Origin of the sequence: Actibacterium mucosum KCTC 23349 (genome assembly GCF_000647975.1) — a bacterium.
Classification (GTDB): Bacteria; Pseudomonadota; Alphaproteobacteria; order Rhodobacterales; family Rhodobacteraceae; genus Actibacterium; species Actibacterium mucosum.
Genome location: NZ_JFKE01000002.1, coordinates 466,382 through 482,394, shown reverse-complemented (window position 1 = coordinate 482,394; position 16,013 = coordinate 466,382). Strand labels below are relative to the sequence as shown.

Here is a 16,013-nt window from a genome sequence, read left to right as displayed (position 1 = left end):
TGGATTATTCCTCGCCATCATACAGGCTGATTGGTTGAGCCGGCATGATCGTTGAAATCGCATGCTTATAGACAAGCTGCGATTGTCCGTCACGGCGCAGCAATACGCAGAAGTTATCAAACCAGGTGATAACCCCCTGCAGCTTGACCCCGTTGATCAGGAAAATCGTTACCGGAACCTTTGTTTTACGGACGTGATTGAGAAATGCGTCCTGCAGGTTCTGTTTATCGGCAGCCATCGTTGTTCTTGCCTTTTTTGTTTGGCCCCGGATCAGGGCACCGTCGAATTGCGGATCAATTATGGTACGGGTATTAAAGAGTTACCAGCCCGAAATAAAAAAGTAGGACAATTCGCACGGCGATTGTGTCACGCACGCCAGAAGGACGGGTTCAGCAACGCGATAAAGGCCAAGGTTTCAACGCGACCAACAACCATCGCCGCCGCGGCGATTAATTTTGCGGCATCTCCCAGAGAGGCATAGCTGAGCGGCACTTCTCCAGCCACCAAGGCCACCGGCCCGGTGGTCGACAAGCTGGCGACCGCAAAGATTGTCGCACTCTCGAAATCCAGTCCCGTCAGCGCCAGGCCCAGCATCACCGCCGCGATCGACAGGGCGAACAGCATAAAGAACACCCAGGCCATAAAGGCCCCCTGCCGCCGGATATGGCGTTCCACCGCGCCCGAACCGCCAACCGAGGACGGGTGCACCAGTTTCTCCATCTCGCGCAGTCCGTGACGGTACAGCGCGTAGACCCGCAACAGTTTTACGCCCCCTGCCGTGGTCGCCACCCCGCCACCAAAGATCGACAACCCCAGCAGCACCAGCCCCGGCGTCTGCAGGCCAGACCAGTTGCGCGCCTCGGCCCAGCCTTCGGAAACAAACCCGGTTGTGGTCAGAAAAGACAGCACCGAAAAGACCGATCCCCATAATGCCTTGATCGCCGACAGGACATTCTGTTCTTCATCCACGTCATAGGCGCCCAGCCAATGGCGCAGGAACAAAAAGACCGGCAACGTGATCATGAAGATCACGGCCATCGTCACCTCCGGGTCGCGGCCGGGCTTCCACCAGCCGGTCACCTGCTGATCGTTGCGAAAACTCAGCCGCGTGATGCCAAAGATGAAAAACCCGAACACGGCCAGTTCGCCAAACCAGCCGATGGACGAACCCTCCAGCCCTCCCACCGGTGAAATACCGCTGGTGGCCAGCACGGACATCGCGTGACACGCTGCAACAAACGGATCCTCGCCCAGCGTCGACAGCAACGCCCACAAAGCGGCCGTGGCCCCGATATAGATCGGGGTCAGTTGCAGGGTCAGCCGCGACAGGCGTTGCCGGGGATCCGTCACGTTGACCGCACCACGCCAGCGTTGCGCCCCGCGCCCGATGGGCCCAGAGCGCGACACCTCGATCCCGCCAAGGTTCAGCGGCCCAAGAATCGCAAAGGCGGTAATCCACAAAAACAGCCCCCCCATCCAGCCCACCAATGCGCGCCACAAATGCAGCGACAGGGGCAAACGGTCCGGGTCATCAAACAGCGTCGCGCCGGTTGTCGTCAGCGATGAAACCATTTCGAAATAGGCATTCAGAAAGGTCGTATCGCGCAGCGCCTGATGAAACGGCAAGGCCAGCGCCAAAGGCATCAGCGCAAAAAATGCGGGCAGCGTCAGAAGGTGCGTGCGCACCACGTCCGGTGATCGCCGCGAAAAGGTCGCCAGCCCCAGCAAGGTGGTGAAAAGACCCAGCCCCATGGCCATGTACACAAAGGCCCGCGCGCTGAGCCAGTCACGCACGGCCCAGGCGTGAAAGGCAGGCAGCAACATTGCCGCCGTGCAGACCGCCAACAGGATCACGTAAAAAGGGACGTTCAGGACCCAGCGCATCAGCTTAGAAGAAATCGATCGAGACCTGCAGCAGCCGCTCGACCTCGGGCACATCGTCGGCCATGGCAAACAGCGCGATCTCGTCGCCTTCCTCGATCCGCGTACCGCCCGTGGGCCGCACATAAGTATCGCCCTTGGACAGCGCCCCAACCAGAACGCCTTCGGGGAAATCAATGTCGCGAATGCGTTGCCCGGCAATGGGTGACGTCGACAGCACCTGCGCCTCGATCACCTCGGCCTCGGCATCACCGATTGAATAGACGCCCCGCACCCGCCCGTGCCGAATGTGCCGCAGGATCGAACTGACGGTGGTGGCGCGCGGGTTGATATAGGCGTCGATGTTCAGCGGCTCCATCAGGTTCACCAGCGTTGGATCGTTCACCAAACAGATCGCCATCGGGCACCCCGCCTGTTTGGCCCGGACCGACACCAGCATATTGGTCTTGTCGTCGTCGGTAATGGCCAAAATCGCGTCGGCACGGTCAATTGCCGCCTCGCTCAGCAGCCCGATATCCAACCCGTCGCCGTTCAAAACGATGGTGCGCTCCAACCCATCGGCGGCGATCTCGGCCTTGACCCGGTCCTTCTCGATCACCTTGGCGCGGATGCGGTTTGCGCTGCGCTCCAATTCTTGCGCCACGCCCAGGCCAACATTGCCGGCCCCCACGATCACCACGCGCTCTTGTTTGTGGACGGTTTTGCCGAAAATCTCCAACGTGCGCTGCACATCTTCGGTATGGCAAAAGACGTAAATCTCGTCGCCGGCAAACAATTGATCCCCGGCAGCAGGCGAGAACAGGTTACCCCCGCGCCGCACGCCAACGACGATGGCCCGCAGGGTCGAAAACAGATCCGTCAACTGCCGCAGCGGCGTGTTCAGCACGGCACAGTCTTCCTCCAGCCGAATGCCCAAAAGCTGCGCCTTGTCGTCCAGAAAGCTTTCGGTGTCGAAGGTCGCGGGCGCCGCCAGACGCTGCAACGCGGCCTCGGCCACCTCGCGCTCGGGGCTGATCACCACGTCAATCGGCATGTGGTCGCGGCGGTAAAGGTCGGAATAAATCGCCGTCAGATAGCTTTGCGCCCGCAGCCGCGCGATCTTGCGCGGCACCGCAAACACCGAATGCGCCACCTGGCAGGTGACCATGTTGACCTCGTCCGAATAGGTCGCGGCAATCACCATATCGGCGTCCCGCGCCCCGGCACGGTCCAGAATGTCAGGATAGCTGGCAAACCCTGCCACGCCCTGCACATCCAGCGTTTCGGTTGCCCGGCGCACAAGGTCAGGATTGTGGTCAACAACGGTTACGTCATTGCGCTCGCTGGCCAGATGACGCGCAATCTGCCACCCAACCTGTCCGGCACCGCAAATGATGACTTTCATTCAAGCATTCCGTTCCCTGCTGCCGGGCCATGTTTTGCAGAAGCTTCCGCGCCGGTCAATCGGTCAACGCCTCGTCGTCCACATGGGCCACGCGCGCGCCGGTTTTGTTCGAGGTCACAACCCCCAGTGATTTCAGCTTGCGGTGCAGGGCCGACCGTTCCATCCCGACAAAGGTTGCCGTGCGGCTGATATTGCCGCCAAACCGGTTGATCTGCGTCAGAAGGTATTCCCGTTCGAACAGTTCGCGCGCCTCGCGCAGGGGCAACGTCGCAAGATTGCCCCCCATTTGCATGCGCCCCTCGGTCGATTTCTGATCGGCCGGGTTCGGCAATTCGGCCGCCTCGATCGGGCCATTGCCGTCACCCAGGATAAGCACCCGCTCGATCACGTTCTTCAGTTGTCGCACATTGCCGGGCCATTCCATCGTCTGCAGATGCGCCGCCGCGTCGTCGCCCACCGTGCGCAGGGGCAGCCCCTGCCCCTTGTTGAACTCGGCGATGAAATGCGCGCACAGCGCCGGAATATCCTCGCGCCGCTCGTCCAGCGACGGCACGCTGACGGGCACCACGTTCAGCCGGTGATACAGCTCTTCGCGGAACCGGCCCCCGGCAATCTCGGCCTCAAGATCGCGGTTGGTCGACGAGATCACGCGGATATCCACCCGCACCTTGCCGGTACCACCCACCCGCGAAAACTGCTGATCAACCAGCACCCGCAGGATCTTGGACTGCGTGCCCAGCGGCATGTCGGCCACCTCGTCAAAGAACAAAACCCCGCCATGCGCCTGTTCCAACAGCCCCGATTCCACCCCGCGGTCGGTGCTTTCGCGGCCAAACAGCACCTCTTCCATGCGTTCGGGTTCAATCGAGGCCGAGTTCACTGTCACAAACGGCGCGTTCGCCCGGCCTGACTGCGCGTGGATATAGCGCGCCGCGACCTCTTTTCCCGATCCCGCCGGGCCGGTCAGCATCACGCGGCCGTTCGATTTGGTCACCTTGTCCAGCTGCGATTTCAGCGCTTTGAACGCGGTTGAGTTGCCGATCATCTCGGACGAGGTTACATCCCTGCGTTTCAGCTCACTGTTTTCGCGGCGCAGGCGCGAGGCCTCCATCGCGCGGCGCACCACCACCATCAGCTGGTCGATATTGAACGGCTTCTCGATGAAGTCATACGCGCCCTGCTTGATGGCCGCGACGGCGATTTCAATGTTCCCGTGCCCTGAAATAATGACCACCGGAATGTCGGGGTTGTCGCGCTTGACCGCTGACAGGATATCGATGCCATCCATCCGGCTGTCCTTCAGCCAGATATCCAGGATCATCAACGAGGGCGGCTCTTTGTTGATCTCGGCCATGCAACTGTCCGAGTCCCCGGCCAGCCGCGTATTGTACCCCTCATCGCGAAGAATATCGCCGATCAGTTCCCGAATGTCGCGTTCGTCATCAATAATTAAAATGTCGTCCATGCCTGTTATCCTTATTCTGCGGCAGCTTCGGTCACAAATCGTCTGCGCGTCTGGGATTGGACCAATGGCAGCGTGATCTCTGCCATCGCCCCAAGATGTGCGTCTTCGTCAAACGAAGGCGCGTCTGAAAGAACCAGTGTACCGCCATGTTCTTCCACAATTTTCTTTACAATCGGCAGGCCCAGTCCGGTGCCCTTGTCCCGTGTGGTGACATAAGGTTCGAACAGTCGTGCGCGGTCTTCTGGCAGGCCGATTCCGTTGTCTGCAATGGTGATCAAGGCGGTATCGCCACTGCAATTCAATGTCACGCGAATTTCCGGTGAAAATGGCAGGCCGACGCTCTTTTCCGTCCGCGTTTCCGTGGCTTCGCCGGCGTTCTTGATAAGGTTCGTCAAGGCCTGGCTGATCATGGTTGCATCCACGTCGCAGGTCACGGCGCCGTCGGGAATATCTGCCCGAATGTCCACATCCGGTTGCCCCGCCTTCTGCAACGTCACCGCATCGCGCACTAGCGCCGCCAGATCGCACTCCTTGCGCTCGGGCTCGGGCATGCGGGCGAATTTTGAGAACTCATCAACAATGCGCCGCAAGTCATTGGTTTGCCTGATAATAACGTCGGTATACTGTTCCAGCGCCTCGGCCTCGTCCCCCACCAGGGGGCGGAACTTGCGTTTTACCCGCTCGGCCGACAACTGGATAGGTGTCAGCGGGTTCTTGATCTCATGCGCGATGCGCCGCGCCACGTCGCCCCATGCCGCCATCCGTTGGGCCGAAACCAGGTCGGTCACGTCATCGAACGCCACCACATAGCCTTCCAACCCGCCCGAGTTGCGCCGCCGGGTCGCCATCCGCACCAGCAGGCTTTCCTGTTTGCCCCTGCGGGTCAGCTTTACCTCGTCCTGCGTCATCTCGCGGTCGGTTTCGAACAGCTTGTCGAACAGCGCTTCGAACTCGGGCACGGCTGCACGAAGCGGCAATTTGTGGCTGGCGTCTTCGTCCAGATCCAGCAGCCGCTGCGCGGACCGGTTGGCAAATTCCAGCCGCCCATCCGCATCCAGCCCGATCACCCCGGCCGTCACCGATCCCAGCACCGAATCGAACAGCCGCCGCCGTTCCTCGGTCCGGCGGTTGGTCTCCAACAGCTCTTCTCGCTGGCCCTTCAACTGCCGCGTCATCTGGTTGAAAATCCGGCCCAGCATCGCGATTTCGTCGTCGCCGCGTTCTTCGACCACCCGCACATCCAGATCGCCCGCACCCACGCGCTGTGCCGCGCCCGCCAGCCGCCCCACGGGCCGCGACAGACGTTCCGCGAACCACAGGCCCAGCCAGACCGCAGCAAGGATCAGGATCAGCGCAAAACCGATGTAAAGAATGCCGTACTGGAACAGCAATTGCCCGCGTTCGCTTTCCAGCTGATTGTACAGCGCCGCTGTTTGCTTGGTTTCATCCAGCAACAGCAACAGGTTGCCCTCCACCTCGCGAGAGACCAGAAGGTAACGGTCGTTGAACCCGGTCAATTGCACCAGTGCACGGTATTCATTGTTGGTCCAGTCGGGGATCAGAACCGGGCTTTGGCTGCGGCTTGCCTCGATCTCTGCCTCTAGAGGCGCTTCATAGTCGAACAGGTAGGAACGATCGCCGCGTGCGCGGATTTCCGCCACACCATCAATCACATAGGCCTCTTTCAACCCGCGCTGCACCTGCTGCTGCAAGCTTCCCAGAGCCTGCCGAATCTCGCCATCGTTGAAAAAGGGCGATGTCGAACCCACCCGGTTCAGCGCCCGAGCCAGCGCCATCGAGTCGTCACGCAGGTCGGCTGTAACCTGTGCCTCATAGGTTTGTGCCGCCGACAGCGACGCCCCGACAACCGATCGCACCCGTTCCGAGAACCACCCCTCCAACGCGGTGTTCACCGTCAGCCCGGCAAAGACCGCCACAAGAACGGCTGGCAGCAACGCCACAAAGGCAAAGACCCCCGTCAGCCGCAGGTGCAGCCTGGAACCCGCAGACCGGCGGCGGCGTGCCGTCACCATGTTGGCCACGCGCTGTGCTACAAGGGCTGCAACCACAAGGATATAGACCATATCGGCCAACAGGATGAACCGCAGCGACGAGGAATCCGCCCCCTGGTCCAAAGGGCCCAGCATCAGCAACGTGCCGATGGCCAAAGCCGGTCCCAGCAACACCAGACCCAATGTCGCGGCGTTCTGAACCCGGCGTACCCGCCAAAGGCGCGCCGCTCGTTCTATCGTTGCAATACCGCCCCGGCCTTTCACGCCAAGCCTCGTGATGTTGTATCTCTGCTCACAGCTGCCGCATCATGCGGTGTGTCCCGCGGGACACGGCACAAAATGGCAACTGCGTGTTGCGATTTTACATCAACTTGCGGCGGCGTGTCACGCGGATATCCAGATCTGTGATTTTCTTGCGCAGCGTATTGCGGTTGATGCCCAGCAGATCGGCGCATTTCGCCTGGTTTCCGCCCGTCGCATCCAGCGCAATTTCAATCAGCGGCAGCTCTACTTCACGCAGAATACGCGAATAAAGACCCGGCGGTGGCAGAACCCCGCCATGCAGGTCGAAATAGCGGCGCAGATGTTTGCCCACCGATGCGGACAGCTTTTCATTGCCCCCCCCCACCAGCGGTTCGATCTCGGGCTGCGAGCCCAGGACCATTTCCACATCGGCCCGCCCGATCACCTCTTCGCTCGACGTCGCGATCAGCCGGCGCACGGTGTTTTCCAGCTGCCGCACGTTGCCCGGCCAGCTATAGGCGCGGATCAGGTCAATTGCCTCGTCCGACAGGCGGCGCGGCGGCAGGCCGTCACGCTCGGCCCGGGCAAGGAAATGCTCGGTCAGCAGCGGGATGTCATCGACCCGCTCGCGCAGGCTGGGCACGTTCACCGTAACCCCGCCAAGCCGGTAAAACAGGTCCTGCCGGAACTCGCCGGCCTCCATCTTGGCCATCAGGTTGCCCTGCGAGGTGGCCATGATCCGGGGCGAGGTGTCGGTGAACCCATCCAGCATCCGCACCACGCGGCCCTGCGCCTCGTCATCCAGATCGGCAACCTCGTCAAACAGGATCGACCCGCCGCGCGCCTTGGCGGCCAGCGCCGCGGGGCCATCGACCCCGTCCAGGTCCGAGGCCGAGGCCGTCACAAATGGCAGCGTCCGGCGGTCGCTGAAATCATGCACGGCGCGGGCGATCAGTGATTTGCCGGTGCCGCTTTCGCCGGTGATCAGCACCGACAGATCGGTGTTCATCACCCGGGCCACAAGGCGATACAGCGCCTGCATCTGCGGGGTGCGCCCCACCAGTGGCAGGTCGTCCGAACTGCCCGGCACTTCTTCGGCGGGCCGAGCCGCCGGCGCCCGGCGTTTGGTTTCCAGCGCCCGCGCGGCGCGTTTCATCAGGTCCGGCAGGTCAAACGGTTTGGGCAGGTAATCATAGGCTTCGGCCTCGGCGGCCTGAATGGCCGTCATGATCGTGTTCTGCGCCGAGATCACGATCACCGGCAGGCCGGGGCGTTCTTCGGTGATGCGCGGCAGCGCCTCCAGCCCGTTGCCGTCGGGCATAACCACGTCCGAGATCACAAGGTCGCCCTTGCCCTCTTCGACCCAGCGCATCAGCGTCATCAGCGAGCTGGTCGCATGCACCTTGCAACCCGCGCGCGTCAGCGCCTGGGTCAATACGGTTCGGATCGTGCGGTCGTCATCGGCCACAAGGATCGTGCCATCCATCAGCAGGTTCCTTTCAGATGTGGTGGGTCAAAATTCATGTCAGTCCCCCTTGTCGTTGGGAGCTACCGGCAGCGACAGGCGAAACACCGTGTTGCCGGGCGAACTGTCCACGGCGATCAACCCGCCATGGTCGGAAATAATCTTGGACACCAACGCCAAACCCAGCCCGGTGCCGTTCTCGCGGCCCGAAACAAAGGGGTTGAACACTTCGCTGGCGATATCTGCGGGAATGCCGGGGCCATTGTCGATGATCTCGACCTGCAGGGGCACCGGTTCGCCGGTCCCGTTGTCACCCACCCGGCGCAGCGTGCGGTCATAGAAGGTGCGCAGCCGGATCGTGTCGCCCACGCCAGAGCTTTCCATCGCCTGCGCGGCGTTCTTCAGCAGGTTCAGGAACACCTGCAACAACTGGTCACCATCGGCCAGCGTTGGGGGCAGCGACGGGTCATAAGCCTCTTCAATCCGCAGGTTCGACGCGAACCCCACCGTGGCCGAACGACGGGCGCGATCCAACAGATCGTGGATGTTCAGCGCGCGGCGTTCCGGCGGACGCAGGTTGCCAAACTGCTCAACCTGTTCCAGCAGCTTCACGATGCGGCGGCTTTCGGCCACGATCAGATCGGTCAGCTCAAGGTCGTCATCGCTGAGGTTCATCGATAACAGCTGCGCCGCCCCGGTGATCCCCGCCAGAGGGTTCTTGATTTCATGCGCCAGCATCTCGGCCATGCCAATTGCGGATTTTGCCGAGGATTTCGACGATTGCGCCCGGCCCAGCCTGTCCGCAATCTCGCGTGGGGAAATCAGCAGAAGGATCGAGTGCTCGTCCTCGATCAGTGGCGCAACCTGAATGTTGCACTGTACCGCCGCGCGCCCCGCCGCCAGCACGTCGACATCGTTGATCACAATCTCCAGCCCGTCTGCGCGCACGCGCCCCACCGCGTCGGGCAGGTTGGCATTGATCGTCAGCTTGTCCCACAGTTTCGCACCGGCAAGACTGCGCAGGGACTTGTTCATGAACAGCTCGGCCGCCGGGTTGATCTCTGAAATGCGGTTATCCGCCCCAAGGATAAAGGCCGGCAACGGCAGCGCAGACCAGATCGTGTCGGTGTCGCGACTCATGCGGCCACCTGTTCCGCGCTAAAAGACAGCGCATCAGGCAGCAAGCGCATCGTCTGTTCGGGCTTCGCGGTCAGCACCCGTTTGCGCAGGCCGGTCGGTGTACCCGCGTCATCCATGTACCATCCCAAATGCTTGCGCGCGACGCGCCCTCCCAGGTCGGCCCCATAAAAGGACAGCATCGCGTCGTAGTGACTGCAAACCATGTCGATCAGATCGTGCCCCAACGGCTTTTCGGGCGCTTGCGCGCCACTCAGCGCCGCGTCGACCTGCGACAGTAGCCAGGGCCGCCCTTGCGCACCGCGCCCGATCATCACGCCATCCGCGCCCGACGCGTTCAGCGCCCGGCGAGCCGTGTTTGCGTCTACGATATCCCCGTTGGCAATCACCGGGATCGTCACGGTCTCGCGCACCGCTCGGATCGCTGCCCAATCCGCGGACCCTTTGTAAAACTGACACCGCGTGCGGCCGTGAATGGTGATCATCGCGATCCCGGCTGCCTCGGCCCGTCGGGCCAGTTCGGGCGCGTTCAGCAGATCGTCATCCCACCCCAAACGCGTCTTCAGCGTGACCGGGATCTTTACCGCACCCACCACCGCCTCGATAAGCGTCAGCGCGTGGTCGAGGTCTTTCAACAGGGCGGAACCGGAATAGCCGTTCACCACCTTCTTGGCGGGGCAGCCCATATTGATATCGATGATCCGCGCGCCGTTGGCTTCGACCATGCGGGCGGCCTCGGCCATCCAATGCGCCTCGCGCCCGGCCAACTGGACCGACGTGTCAGCCACACCGAATCCCAGCTCGGCCCGCTCGCGCACACCGGGCTTTGCCTGCACCATCTCCTGGCTGGCGACCATTTCCGATACCACCAACCCCGCGCCGAACCCCGCCACAAGATTGCGGAACGGCAAATCCGTGATTCCCGCCAGCGGAGCCAGCAGCACGGGTGATGCCAGTTCGATGTTTGCCACTATAATGGCCAAGTGATTATTCCTTGTGCAGTTAGTCTCAGGCATTAATGAGCCATTGAACAGAATGCAATTCCATGTCGCAATGCGTCACAACGCAAACACGGTTTGCACAGTTTTTAGGCAATTCGCCACCGCAAATTGCGAATGTTGCCCCTGTGATCGGCAAAGCATACACCAAGGCAACACAATTTGGAGAGCACCATGACCATCAGCGCCATCATCGTGGCAGCCGGGCGCGGAGCGCGGGCTGGCGGCGATGTCCCCAAGCAGTTTCAGAGGCTTGGCGACCGCCCGGTTTTGGCGCAGACCGTCGCGCGGTTTGCCAGTCATCCGGGCATTGCGCGGATCATCGTGGTGCATAACGTCAATGACATGGCGCTGATCGAACAGGCACTCGGCCCGGATATTGCGCAGGTCACGCTTGTTGAAGGCGGGGCAACCCGCGACGCGTCGGTCCGCGCCGGGCTGGCCGCCCTGCCCGACACGCAGGAGGCCCGGGTTCTGATCCACGACGCGGCGCGCCCGCTGGTGACTGCCAAGGTGATCGATGGCGTGATTGCCGCCCTCGAAAATGGTCCCGCCGCCGCGCCCGCCCTGCCCGTTACCGACGCCCTGTGGCAAGGCGAACAGGGGCGCGTTACCGGGTTGACCGATCGCAACGGTCTGTTTCGCGCACAGACACCGCAAGGGTTTCACCTGTCTGCCATTCGCGCCGCCCATGACACCCATGGCGGCGGCACAGCCGACGACGTTGCCGCCGCTCTGGCGGCCGGGCTTGACGTGACGATCACCGAGGGCGATGAGGACAATATCAAACTGACCCACCCCGGCGATTTCGCCCGGGCGCGACGCATTCTGAAAGGGCAATCCGTGGATATTCGCACCGGCAATGGTTTTGACGTGCACCGCTTTGGGGAAGGCAGCTCGGTCCATCTCTGCGGTGTCGAGATTGACCACAGCCACGGCCTGGTTGGCCATTCCGATGCCGATGTGGGCATGCACGCCCTGACTGACGCCATTTATGGCGCCCTGGCGCTGGGCGATATTGGTCAGCATTTCCCGCCCTCGGATCCTCAATGGAAAGGGGCCGCCAGCCACATCTTTCTGGAACACGCGATGGCGCAGGCCCGCGACCGCGGATTTACCGTCACCCATGCCGATGTCACGCTGATCTGCGAAACCCCCAAGATTGGCCCCCATTCAGACGCCATGCGCGCGGCCCTGGCGCGGATCATGGGCGTCGACATGTCCCGTATCAGCGTCAAGGCCACCACGTCCGAGCAACTGGGCTTTACCGGGCGCAAGGAAGGCATTGCCGCATTGGCCACCGCAACATTGGTGGCGTCATGACCAAACTGATCGCCACGTTCTTCTATACCGGCCTCTTGCGCCCGGCATCGGGCACCTGGGGGTCATTGGCTGCCTGTCCTGCCCTGTTGCTGCTGCACCTTGCGGGTGGGTTCGAACTGGTGGTGGTTGCAACCTTCACGGTGTTCCTGCTGGGCTGGTGGGCCACAATCCGCGAAACCGAAGGCCGCGACGACCATGACCCGTCCGAGATCGTGATTGACGAGGTTGCGGGCATGTGGATCTCGTTGTGGCCGGTGTCGCTGGGTGCGCAGATGGCGGGCGCAGACGTGACCGCCCTGTGGCCCGGATGGGTCGTAGCCTTCTTTGCCTTTCGCCTGTTTGATATCTGGAAACCCGGCCCCGTTGGCTGGGCCGATCGACGCAATGACCCGCTGGGCGTGATGCTGGACGATGTTATTGCCGGGATCATGGCCGCCATTGTGGTGGCCGCTGCGGCGGGGATTGCCCATGCCTGACGCCGCCAAGGTTCTGGACGCCGCCCGCGCCGCGGGGCGGCGCATAGCCACCGCCGAAAGCTGTACCGGCGGGTTGATCGCAGGGGCATTGACCGAGGTGCCCGGCAGCTCGGACGTGGTCGAGGGCGGGTTCGTCACCTATTCCAACGTTGCCAAGCAGTCGATGCTGGGTGTCTCGGCCGAGACATTGCAAACGCACGGGGCAGTATCCGAAGAAGTCGCGCGCGAAATGGCCGAGGGCGCTCTGGCGCGCACCGAGGCGAATTTGACGGTTTCGGTCACAGGCATCGCCGGGCCCGGCGGGTCCGAGTACAAGCCCGAGGGCCGGGTGTGTTTCGGCCTTGCGGCAGATGGCGCAACACCGCATACCGAGACCGTCGAATTTGGCGCGCGGGGCCGCTCGAACGTGCGCCAAGCGACGGTTCGGCACGCCTTGGCGATGCTCTTGCGGCACTTGGACGCGCTCTAGATTAAGCACAATTTTTGATCATATTGCGCGATGTGAGCTTATATTTTAATCAGTTATTACTCTGCTTGCTTTTTTGGCGCTACTGCGCGCGATTGAGACTTTATTTGGCGAAGAATCTTCGCTCTCTGCCCGCAAAACAATCAAATCTGGAAGGGAACGATTATGAACGGGGCAGATACGGCCTGGATCATCGTGGCTACGGCGCTGGTGTTGTTTATGACACTGCCGGGGCTGGCACTGTTTTACGGCGGGCTGGTACGCGCGCGCAACGTGCTGAGCGTCTTTATGCATTGCTATGCCATCGCCTGCTTGATGAGCGTACTGTGGCTGGTCGCCGGCTATTCCATCGCCTTTGGCGAGGCCAGCCCGTTCTGGGGCGGCTTTGACAAGGTGCTGCTGAACGGCGTGACCACCGACAGCCTGTGGGGCACCCTGCCCGAGGTGCTGTTCTTTGCCTTCCAGATGACCTTTGCCATCATCACTCCGGCGCTGATCGTGGGGGCTTATGTGGAACGCGTGACCTTTGGCTTTGTGCTGCTGTTCTCATCGCTGTGGATGCTGATCTGCTATGCGCCGGTGGTGCACTGGATCTGGGGCGGCGGTTTTATGGCGGGCGAAAACTGGATCGGTGGCAGCGCGGTCAGCGACTTTGCCGGCGGCATCGTGGTGCACGAAACCGCAGGCATCGCGGCCCTGATCATCGCGGTGTTCCTTGGCCCGCGCAAAGACACCTCGAAACCGCCGCACAATCCCGGCTATGTCATGATCGGCGCGGCGATGCTGTGGGTGGGCTGGTTCGGCTTTAACGGCGGCTCGCAACTGGCGGCCGATGGCGGCGCGGCGCTGGCCCTGACCGTCACCCATATCTCGGCCGCCACGGCGTCGCTGACATGGGCCCTGTGGGAGCGGATCAAGTACGGCAAAGCCTCGCTTGTGGGTCTGGTCACCGGCACCATCGCCGGTCTGGCCTCGATCACCCCGGCCTCGGGCTTTGTGGGACCGGTCGAGGCTCTGGCCATCGGCGCGGTGGCCGGCATCCTGTGCCAGGAGGCCGTGAATGTGGTCCGCAACATGCTGAAGATCGACGATACGCTGGACGTCTTCGCCGTGCACGGCGTCGGCGGCATCTTCGGCACGATCATGATCGCCGTCTTCGGCGCCGGGGCCTGGGGCGCGCAGATCTTCGGCCTGCTGATCGTGGGTGTCTTCACCATCGTGGTGACGGTGATCCTGGTCTTCGTCTGCAAGGCGCTGGTTGGCCTGCGCGTGGATGAAGAGGCTGAAACCACCGGCCTGGACCTCTCGGCCCATGGCGAGCGTGCCTACGACCACGTCAGCTAAACGCCCATCAGGGGTTGCAGCGCGTCCGCGGTCACCTGCGGGCGCGCTGTTACGTTCCAGGCCTCGGGTTCCAAATCGCCCAGCAACGCCCGCCCCTTGCGGCGCAGTTTCTCGGTGCGCAGCGACAGCGGCATAGGCGCCGCCAGATCGTGGAACAGCGCCTTGCCATCCACCACCACGCGGGCCTGCATCTCGGACAAGGTGTCGTCGGTGATGACCGCAACCCGGCGCCGCAACGCCATCAGCCTGGGATCATTGGCGCAGGCATCGGTGAAACTGCCGATATCGCCGGTATCCATCCCGCTCAGCGCCATGGCCGCCGTGTGGCGATAGCTGAACTTGGCCTGCAGCCCGGTGGCCGGTTCGGCAATGTTGCACACCGGCATCCAGCGTGAATGGGTGGTCACCTGCACCGCCTCGGGCGTGCCCTCGGTGCCCGACAATGCCTCCAGCATCGCGTGCAACCCGTGGCAGCACGCGTGCAGCTTGTGGCTGACATCGACCATCCGCCAGTCCGCGCCCAGCGTATTCAGCGCCCCCGCGTCCCCATCGCCGTGATGGGTCGCCCACAGCCCGTTTGGCCCCGCCAGCGAGCCAGGATTGGCGATGAACCCGCGCGCCGCCAGATCGGTGGCCACCACCCCGCATTCCGCCGCCAGCCCCGCGTTCAGCGGTTTGGCCATCGTGCCAAAGGTTGAAATCAGCCCCGCCGCCTTGGTCGCCGCAATGCCCAGAGCATGGCCCGTCTGTTCCGCGGTCAACCCGCGCGCCCGCGCAGCACCCAGCGTTGCGCCGATGGCGCCGGCAATCGCGGTGGGATGGAACCCCACCTTGTACGGCCCCCGGCCCAGCCACATCCCCACCGCAACCGAGGCCTCGGCCCCGATCAGCGCATCGCCGACCACATCGTCGCTGCCCACCGCCAGAACCGCCGGGATCACCGCCACCGATGGGTGGCCGATATGGGCGAAATGGGTGTCGTCATAATCCAACGCGTGCGAGGTGGCCCCGTTCACCAGGGCTGCCGCGCGGGCTGGCACCCGACCGCCGCCCAGCATCATCGCCAACTCTGCCCCGCCTTCGGCCAGCGCCTGTTCGCGGGTGATCCTGGCCAGCGGCTCGGGCCGGCCCGCCAGCCCGCAGGCCAACCAATCGTAAAGCGACAATTGCATCACCGCGCGGGCCTCGGCGCCGGGCCGGGCGGTTAAAGTGAAATCAATCAGTTTCTGGGCGATGGGGTCCATGGTCATTCCGCGATTAGGGCCGGTTTCCTTTCGCGATGCAAGAGGCGGAAAAGTTTAAACTCCGGATCGGAAACCGGGCCGAAACTTGCAAAACAACGTTAAACTTTGCCACCGCCATAAAGCGCCGCGGCCCGGGTTTCAAAGGCCTTAACGACCCGTTGCATCGCCTCGTGAAACACCACTCCGATCACGCCGGCCAGCACGCGGTTCCGGAATTCAAAGTCCACGCTGAACGCCACCTCGCAGCCCCCATCGGGCATATCGCGGAATTTCCAGGTCGAGGTCAGGTGTTTGAACGGCCCGTCGATATACTCCGTGTCGATCTGCCTGGCGGTGGGGTTCAGGGTGACGCGGCTGCCAAAGCGTTCGCGGAACACCTTGAAACTAATGACCAAATCCGCCTCCAGAACCTCGCCCTCGGGGGTTGGTTTACGCGATCGGATGCGCGCCGCCGCGGTCCAGGGCAGAAATTGCGGATACGCCGCCACATCGGCCACAAGCTCATACATCTGTGCGGCAGAATACGGCAGGGTCTTTGTTTCGGAATGGCTCGGCATGGGCGCGTTAAACTGTTA

General features: G+C 62.5%; 14 protein-coding genes. 4 read left to right on the top strand and 10 right to left on the bottom strand.

From position 1 onward, the window contains the following. Nucleotides 1-4: 4 nt before the first annotated feature. From hfq to dusB, 8 genes are all read right to left on the bottom strand, one after another. Entirely contained in the window at nucleotides 5-238 is a 234-nt protein-coding gene (gene hfq, locus ACMU_RS05790) for an RNA chaperone Hfq (protein WP_035257097.1), read from the bottom strand. A gap of 128 nt (nucleotides 239-366) precedes the next feature. Further along, nucleotides 367-1,884: a TrkH family potassium uptake protein gene (locus ACMU_RS05785; RefSeq protein ID WP_035257095.1), complete on the bottom strand. Its 1,518-nt coding sequence runs from the start codon at nucleotides 1,882-1,884 to the stop codon at nucleotides 367-369. A gap of 4 nt (nucleotides 1,885-1,888) precedes the next feature. Next, a complete protein-coding gene (trkA, locus tag ACMU_RS05780; RefSeq protein ID WP_035257093.1) occupies nucleotides 1,889-3,265 on the bottom strand; it encodes a Trk system potassium transporter TrkA in 1,377 nt (458 codons plus the stop codon). A gap of 55 nt (nucleotides 3,266-3,320) precedes the next feature. Next, a complete protein-coding gene (ntrX, locus tag ACMU_RS05775; protein WP_035257090.1) occupies nucleotides 3,321-4,730 on the bottom strand; it encodes a nitrogen assimilation response regulator NtrX in 1,410 nt (469 codons plus the stop codon). A gap of 11 nt (nucleotides 4,731-4,741) precedes the next feature. Then, nucleotides 4,742-7,006: a sensor histidine kinase NtrY-like gene (locus ACMU_RS05770; protein ID WP_152544523.1), complete on the bottom strand. Its 2,265-nt coding sequence runs from the start codon at nucleotides 7,004-7,006 to the stop codon at nucleotides 4,742-4,744. Nucleotides 7,007-7,103: 97 nt separating this feature from the next. Continuing rightward, complete coding sequence (locus ACMU_RS05765) at nucleotides 7,104-8,471, bottom strand: sigma-54-dependent Fis family transcriptional regulator (protein ID WP_035257087.1); 1,368 nt, start codon at nucleotides 8,469-8,471, stop codon at nucleotides 7,104-7,106. A 39-nt stretch (nucleotides 8,472-8,510) separates the two neighbouring features. After that, a complete protein-coding gene (locus tag ACMU_RS05760; RefSeq protein ID WP_035257084.1) occupies nucleotides 8,511-9,590 on the bottom strand; it encodes a two-component system sensor histidine kinase NtrB in 1,080 nt (359 codons plus the stop codon). Next, nucleotides 9,587-10,603 (bottom strand): tRNA dihydrouridine synthase DusB, encoded by a 1,017-nt coding sequence (gene dusB, locus ACMU_RS05755; RefSeq protein WP_051588008.1) that lies wholly within the window; start codon nucleotides 10,601-10,603, stop codon nucleotides 9,587-9,589. The genes ACMU_RS05760 and dusB overlap by 4 nt, the downstream gene beginning before the upstream one ends. A 156-nt stretch (nucleotides 10,604-10,759) precedes the next feature. On the opposite strand from dusB, the gene ACMU_RS05750 reads away from it, so the two are divergent. The 4 genes from ACMU_RS05750 to ACMU_RS05735 all read left to right on the top strand — a co-directional run bounded on the left by ACMU_RS05750 (nucleotide 10,760) and on the right by ACMU_RS05735 (nucleotide 14,194). After that, the gene (locus ACMU_RS05750) at nucleotides 10,760-11,908 is read left to right on the top strand and encodes a bifunctional 2-C-methyl-D-erythritol 4-phosphate cytidylyltransferase/2-C-methyl-D-erythritol 2,4-cyclodiphosphate synthase (RefSeq protein ID WP_035257078.1); all 1,149 of its coding nucleotides are present in this window, start codon (nucleotides 10,760-10,762) and stop codon (nucleotides 11,906-11,908) included. Continuing rightward, nucleotides 11,905-12,384: a phosphatidylglycerophosphatase A family protein gene (locus tag ACMU_RS05745; protein ID WP_035257076.1), complete on the top strand. Its 480-nt coding sequence runs from the start codon at nucleotides 11,905-11,907 to the stop codon at nucleotides 12,382-12,384. The genes ACMU_RS05750 and ACMU_RS05745 overlap by 4 nt, the downstream gene beginning before the upstream one ends. Then, nucleotides 12,377-12,853: a CinA family protein gene (locus ACMU_RS05740; RefSeq protein ID WP_035257073.1), complete on the top strand. Its 477-nt coding sequence runs from the start codon at nucleotides 12,377-12,379 to the stop codon at nucleotides 12,851-12,853. Before ACMU_RS05745 ends, ACMU_RS05740 begins: the two co-directional genes overlap by 8 nt. A gap of 162 nt (nucleotides 12,854-13,015) precedes the next feature. Continuing rightward, nucleotides 13,016-14,194: an ammonium transporter gene (locus ACMU_RS05735; protein WP_035257071.1), complete on the top strand. Its 1,179-nt coding sequence runs from the start codon at nucleotides 13,016-13,018 to the stop codon at nucleotides 14,192-14,194. Here ACMU_RS05735 and ACMU_RS05730 read toward each other — a convergent pair. Together ACMU_RS05730 and ACMU_RS05725 are read right to left on the bottom strand one after the other, a co-directional pair. Next, nucleotides 14,191-15,444, bottom strand: coding sequence for an MmgE/PrpD family protein (locus ACMU_RS05730; protein ID WP_328286653.1), 1,254 nt, complete (start codon nucleotides 15,442-15,444; stop codon nucleotides 14,191-14,193). The two genes, ACMU_RS05735 and ACMU_RS05730, sit on opposite strands and share 4 nt — an antisense overlap. Before the next feature lie 92 nt (nucleotides 15,445-15,536). Further along, entirely contained in the window at nucleotides 15,537-15,995 is a 459-nt protein-coding gene (locus tag ACMU_RS05725; protein ID WP_035257069.1) for a type II toxin-antitoxin system RatA family toxin, read from the bottom strand. Nucleotides 15,996-16,013 lie beyond the last annotated feature (18 nt).